We start from the raw sequence: 6,000 nt of genomic DNA, 5'->3' as shown, positions 1-6,000 counted from the left end.
GCGGTCCTCGGCGGCGCGGCGGGCATCCGCGCCAACGCCCCCGAGGACATCGCCGCCGTGCGGACGGCGGTGGACGTGCCGGTCATCGGCCTGTGGAAGGACGGCCCCGGGCCGGTCGTGATCACGCCGACCAGCAGGCACGCCCGAGCGGTCGCGCAGGCCGGGGCGCACCTGGTCGCCATCGACGCCACCGACCGTTCCCGGCCCGAACCGTTCGCGGCCGTCGTCGCCGCCGCGCACGCCGCCGGCGCCCTGGTCCTGGCGGACGTGTCCACCGAGGCGGAGGGGAAGGCAGCGGCCGACGCGGGCGCCGACGCCGTCGCCACCACGCTCTCCGGCTACACCTCACGCACCCCGAAGACCCCGGGGCCCGACTTCGGCCTGCTGGAACGCCTGGTCACGCGGCTGTCGGTTCCGGTCATCGCCGAAGGCCGCTACCGCACAGCGGACGACCTGCGACGCGCCTACGCCGCAGGGGCGCACGCCGTGGTGGTGGGCAACGCCATCACCTCACCCCTGTACCTGACCAGGGAACTGGCCCGGTCGGTTCCCGCTCACGCCGACACGAACGGAGTGCACTCCTGATGAGAAGACGCACAGTCCTTACGGCCGGAGCCGCCGTCCTGGCCGCCCCGCTGCTGGGCCTCACCCCGCAGGCAGCCGCCGCGGCCTCACGTCCGAGCCGCCGGATCGCCCTCGTCCCTCTCGACGACCGGCCCGTCAACGTCTACTGCCCGACCATGACCGCCGCCGTCGCCGGCGTCGACCTCGTACTGCCGCCGCGCAGCACCCTCGGCCGCTTCTTCCAGCCCGGGGACGGCGCGGCCGTCGCCCGCTGGCTGGGCTCGGCCGGCGCCGACGAGTACGTGATCTCGGTGAGCATGCTCGCCTACGGCGGCCTGATCGCCTCCCGCACGGGCACGCCCACTCTGGAGTCGGCGCGGGCCAACATCGCGGCGATCCGGGCACTGCGGGCGGCCCGTCCGAGCGCGCAGATCGTGGTCCACGACACCATCCAGCGCCTCGCGCTGACCCCCGGCAACCCCGACCTCGAACAGTACGTGGCCGCGCTGGTCGAGTGGGCCAAGCTGTACGACCAGGTGGAGAACCTCGGCCGGGAAGAGCTGCGGCCCCGGCTCACGGCAGTGCGGGCCACCATCCCGGACGCGGTGGTCGACGACTACCTGAGGGCGCGGGCCCGCAACCACGAGGTCAACCGGCAGATGGTCGAGTGGGTCGCCGACGGCACCATCAGCCATCTGGTGCTCTCCGAGGACGACACCGCCCCGGTGGGCCTGGCCCGGGCCGAACGCGTTGAGCTCGAAAAGCTGGTCGAGCGGTTGGGGGTCGGCCGGCGGGTCGAGGTCTTCCCCGGCGCGGACGAGGTCGACGCGCTGCTGGTCGCCCGGCTGATCGCCGCGGGCACCTCGCCCACCTACCGGGTGGAGTACGCCGGGATCTCCGGCGAGCAGTGGACGGCGGAACTTGAGGGCATCCCGTTCGCGGAGAACATCCGCCGGCACGTGAAGTCCGTCGGCGGCACTGTCGTCGACGGCCGCGCCGACCTGGTGCTCATGGTCAACACCCCTTCGGCGAACAAGGACCAGCGGCCGGCCGACCTCGCCGCGTTCTCCCGTCGGGTCGCCGGGCTGACGGCGGCCGGGGAGTCGGTCGTCGTGGTGGACCCGGTCTTCGTCAACCGCGCCGACCACGACCTGGTGGCCGAGCTGGAACAGCGCGTCGACCTGGCCGCGCTGCTGTCGTACTCCGGCTGGAACACCGGCGGCAACGCCCTCGGTCTGGCCCTGGCCCATGGCACCGCTCGCTGGGCCTTCCTGAAGCGCTCGACCAGCGGAATGGGGGTACCGGCGCTGACCGACCCGGGCCGGGCGCACGCGGAGTACCTGCTCTACCGGTTCGTCAAGGACGACCACTGGAAGAACGTCCTCCAGAAGGCCGCCTACGCGGAGGCCAGGTCCAGGGGGTGGAACCCGTTGAACCTGACGGCCGGGCAGAAGGCCGCCTTCGACAGCTGGGTCCAGGACCGCCTCGCCCCGGTGACCCGCCAGTACTTCACCGACCACTTCGCCGGCCGCCACCTCGTCCTCGGCTACCGCGGCGCGACCACCCGCACCGCCAGGCTGGCCGCCGTCGGTGACATCCACATCGAACTGCCGTGGGACCGCCTTTTCGAGGTGACACTCGAACCCCACCTCACCCTGGCCTGAGCGGAGTGCGAACGACGCGGCACAGCCCCCGCCGCCCCGCACGGTCCTTCGGTACGTGCTGCCGGTGGCCCTGCTGATCCTGCTGTCGGGAGGGGTCGGCGGCGGATCGTGTTCCGGCGTGCGCAGGAGACGAGACCCGGTCCTCACACAGCATCCGGCGCATCACGAGCCGAACGCCGACCAGGCTTCCCGGCACACCGAGCAGCAACGACAGGGGGTGCGGCCGCACGTCGATCCTCGTGATCCGGCCAAGTTCGGACGCGGTGCGAACCGCGGCCGTCCGCACGGCACGCCGCGCCGTCCGGGACGAAGGGCGTCCTCGGAGCGGCGCGGCGGCGTCGGCTCGGTGCGGTCCGGGGTCACTTCATGTCGAGGTCCCGGCGCGCGAAGCCGACCAGGCCCAGGGCGATCAGGGCGGCCGCGACGGCGGTGAGCAGGGCGATCGGCGTCCAGGCCATGCCGACCGCGGGCAGGCGGGGGACGTGGCCGAAGGGCGAGAGGTTGTTCATCGCCTCGGGGAGCTTCAGCAGCGGTCCGAGATGGCCGATCACGAAGGCGTAGGCGGGCACGATCCAGGCCAGCGGGACGGCCCGGGGGAACCAGCCGTACAGGGCCGCGGCGAACCCGACGGTGACCCAGAGCGCGGGCGCGTAGGCGAGGGCCCCGCCGAGCAGCCGCCAGAAGGCGCCCGCGTCACCGGTGGAGGCGGCGCCCGCGGCGCCGAATCCGACGCCGGTCGCGAGCGTCAGGAGGGTGGAGCCCGCCAGGGCGACGGTGAGGTGGGAGCCGAGCCAGCCGGCCCGGGAGAGACCGGTGGCGAGGACCGGTTCGGCCCGGCCGCCGCTCTCCTCGCCCCGGGGGCGCAGGGTCGCCATGACGGCGTGGACGGCGGCGATCACCGCCACGACCATCAGGGTCAGGGCGGCGAGGGAGTCGGCGATGGAGGTGCCGCCCACCCGCTTCAGGGCGTCCTGGATCTGGTCGACGTCCTTGAGCATGTCGTCGGCGTTTCCGAGGATCGAGCCGTACATGGCGCCGAGCAGCAGCACCGCCGCCGCGAACGCGAGGAGCGTTCCGCGGTGCAGCCGAAGGGCGAAGCCGAGCGGCGTGCCCAGGGCCGCGGTGGCGGTCGGGGGGCCGAGACGGGCGGGGCGCAGCCCGGCACCGAGGTCGCGGCGGGTGGAGAGGGCGAACGCGCCGGCGGTGGTGGCGGCGGCGAGCAGCAGGGTGAGGAGCAGCGGCCACCAGCGGTTGTCGACGAAGACGTAGGTCCGCTGGAGCCAGCCGATGGGGGAGACCCAGGAGAGGCCGTTGTCCCCGGCGTCGCCGGCCGCGCGGAGGGCGAACGCGGCGCCGATGACGGCGAGCGCCCCGCCGGAGGCGGCCCGGGTGTGGGCGGTGAGCTGGACGGTGACGGCGGCGGCCGCGGCGCCCAGCAGGCCGCCGGTGGCCACGGACAGCCCGTAGAGGAGGGATCCGCCGGTGGTGATGCTCTCGATGCCCAGGCCGCCGAGTGCGGCGGTGAGCAGCAGGGCGAGGGCGAGGTTGGCGATGGCGGCGAGGCCCAGCGCGGCGGCCAGGTGGGCGTGCCGGCCGATGGCGGCGGAGCGGACGAGTTCGGCGCGGCCGCTCTCCTCCTCGGCCCGGGTGTGCCGGGTGACGAGGAGGATGCTCATCAGGCCCACCAGGACCACGGTGAGGCCGAGGAGGCGGTGGCCGAGCATGGCGCCGTAGGTGTAGTCCGCCAGGTAGCGGACCGGTCCGGTCATCGCCAGGACGGCGGGGCTGTCGGAGGTGCGGGCGACGCCGGCGCGGTCGGCCGCCTCGGGGTAGAGCGTCTTGACGTTGTTCGCGGTCGAGACGGTGACCAGGAAGACGGCGGCGATCCACACGGGCAGCCGGACGCGGTCGCGGCGCAGGCCGAAACGCAGCAGCGTGCCGGTGCCGGCCAGCACGCCGTTCCGGCGGCCTCCGGTGGTGACGCCGGTGGGCCGGGAGGCCCCGGCGGTGGCGGTGGTGGTCATCGCTTGCCGCCCCGCGGACGGGAGAGCCGGCCGGTCCGGGCGGTGGTGTGTCCGGCCGCGGCGAGTTCGTCGCCGTAGTGGCGCAGCATCAGCTCCTCCAGCGTGGGCGGGTGACTGACCAGGCTGCGCAGTCCGGCGTCGGCCAGCCGGTGCAGGACGATGTCGAGCTGGGCGGTGTCGACGGAGAAGTGGACGCGGGTGCCGTCGGCGCGCAGGCCGTGCACGCCGGGCACCGTGTCGAGGCCCGCGACCGCGTGGTGGGTCTCGGCCTCGACGGTGGTGCGGGTGAGGTGGCGCAGTTCGCCGAGGCTGCCGCTCTGGACGACCTTGCCGCGCCGGATGATGCTGACCCGGTCGCCCAGCTTCTCGACCTGGGCGAGGATGTGGCTGGAGAGCAGGATGGTGCGGCCCTCCTGCTTGGCCTGGAGGATGACGTCCTGGAAGACCACCTCCATGAGCGGGTCGAGGCCGGCGGTGGGCTCGTCGAGGAGCAGCAGTTCGGCGTCGGAGGCGAGGGCGGCGACGATGGCCACCTTCTGCCGGTTGCCCTTGGAGTAGGCGCGGCCCTTCTTGGTCGGGTCGAGGTCGAAGCGTTCGAGCAGCTCGTCGCGCCGGGCGGTGTCGAGCCTGCCGCGCAGCCGGGAGAGGAGGTCGATGGCCTCGCCGCCGGTGAGGTTGGGCCACAGCTCGACGTCACCGGGGACGTAGGCGAGCCGGCGGTGCAGTTCGACGGCGTCGCTCCAGGGGTCCTTGCCGAGGAGCCGGGCGCTGCCGCCGTCGGCGCGCAGCAGTCCGAGCAGGACGCGGATCGTGGTGGACTTCCCGGCCCCGTTGGGGCCCAGGAATCCGTGTACCTCACCGGTCTCGACGGTGAGGTCGAGGCCGTCCAGCGCGGTCGTCCGGCCGAAGGACTTGCGCAGGCCGGACAAGGTGATTGCCTTCGTCATGTTCAGGAAAGTACCGTAGTTTCACAAGTTTGTGAATATTGGGAACACGTTAAAGTTGGCTGCGACACGGCAACGGGCCTGGTCGGAGGGCTGACACAGATGGGTAGGACGGGATGGGCGCGCAGGATCCGGTACGGGGGCAGGGGGCTCCGGACGACGGGGCGGTCTCCGGGTTCGTCGAGCGCTTCGCGGCTGAGCTGGCCGCGGCCGGCGTGCCCCGGATGCCCGCGCGGATCTTCGCCTGCCTGATGGCCGAGGACAGCGGAGTGCTCACGTCCGCCGAGCTCTCGGAACGGCTCAAGATCAGTCCGGCGGCCGTCTCCGGCGCGATGCGCTACCTCACCCAGGTCGGCCTGGTCTCGAAGGAGCGCGAGCCGGGTTCCCGGCGCGACCGGTTCCGGGTGCTCGACGACGTCTGGTACGAGTCGCTGACCCGGCGGGACGAGGTGCTGCTGCGCTGGGTCCGGGTGCTGCGGGAGGGGGAGACGACGGTCGGCCCGCGAAGCCGGGCCGGGGAGCGGCTCGCCGAGAGCGCGGACTTCTTCGACTTCATGATCGAGGAGCTGGCGGGGATGCTGGACCGCTGGAAGGCGCTGCGCGCCGAGGGGCGCGGCATCGCGCCGTAGGCGATGTGCCGGGGTGGTGACTGGGGGCCGCCCGGGTGACTCGCGGACCGGCGGTCCGCGAGGCTTCGACTGGCAACCGCCCCGGCCCGGAGAGGTGACCGAGTGTCATCGTCGGAGATTCCACCCCAGCCCAACGTCAACGATCCGGCCATCTACGACTGGTACCGGTTCATGC

At 73.3% G+C, this 6,000-nt stretch carries 5 protein-coding genes; 3 read left to right on the top strand and 2 right to left on the bottom strand.

Annotated features, from left to right (window positions below; all coding sequences use genetic code 11):
• Together ABD308_RS10465 and ABD308_RS10460 are read left to right on the top strand one after the other, a co-directional pair.
• Nucleotides 1-585 (top strand): N-acetylmannosamine-6-phosphate 2-epimerase (locus tag ABD308_RS10465; RefSeq protein ID WP_344331346.1); only part of this gene is annotated, 585 nt, incomplete at its 5' end.
• Complete coding sequence (locus ABD308_RS10460) at nt 585-2,228, top strand: DUF4127 family protein (protein WP_344331343.1); 1,644 nt, start codon at nt 585-587, stop codon at nt 2,226-2,228. The genes ABD308_RS10465 and ABD308_RS10460, both read left to right, overlap by 1 nt.
• 359 nt (nt 2,229-2,587) lie before the next feature.
• On the opposite strand, the gene ABD308_RS10455 is transcribed toward ABD308_RS10460, so the two are convergent.
• Both ABD308_RS10455 and ABD308_RS10450 read right to left on the bottom strand, forming a co-directional pair.
• The gene (locus ABD308_RS10455; protein ID WP_344331340.1) at nt 2,588-4,252 is read right to left on the bottom strand and encodes an ABC transporter permease; all 1,665 of its coding nucleotides are present in this window, start codon (nt 4,250-4,252) and stop codon (nt 2,588-2,590) included.
• The gene (locus ABD308_RS10450) at nt 4,249-5,199 is read right to left on the bottom strand and encodes an ABC transporter ATP-binding protein (protein ID WP_344331334.1); all 951 of its coding nucleotides are present in this window, start codon (nt 5,197-5,199) and stop codon (nt 4,249-4,251) included. Before ABD308_RS10450 ends, ABD308_RS10455 begins: the two co-directional genes overlap by 4 nt.
• Nucleotides 5,200-5,312: 113 nt before the next feature.
• Between ABD308_RS10450 and ABD308_RS10445 the strand changes: the two genes are divergently transcribed.
• Nucleotides 5,313-5,825, top strand: coding sequence for a GbsR/MarR family transcriptional regulator (locus ABD308_RS10445; protein WP_344331331.1), 513 nt, complete (start codon nt 5,313-5,315; stop codon nt 5,823-5,825).
• Nucleotides 5,826-6,000: the final 175 nt, after the last annotated feature.

This window comes from Kitasatospora putterlickiae (assembly GCF_039527695.1).
GTDB lineage: Bacteria > Actinomycetota > Actinomycetes > Streptomycetales > Streptomycetaceae > Kitasatospora > Kitasatospora putterlickiae.
Note: the sequence above shows the minus strand (reverse complement) of the source record. Positions and strands in the feature narration are given on the sequence as shown.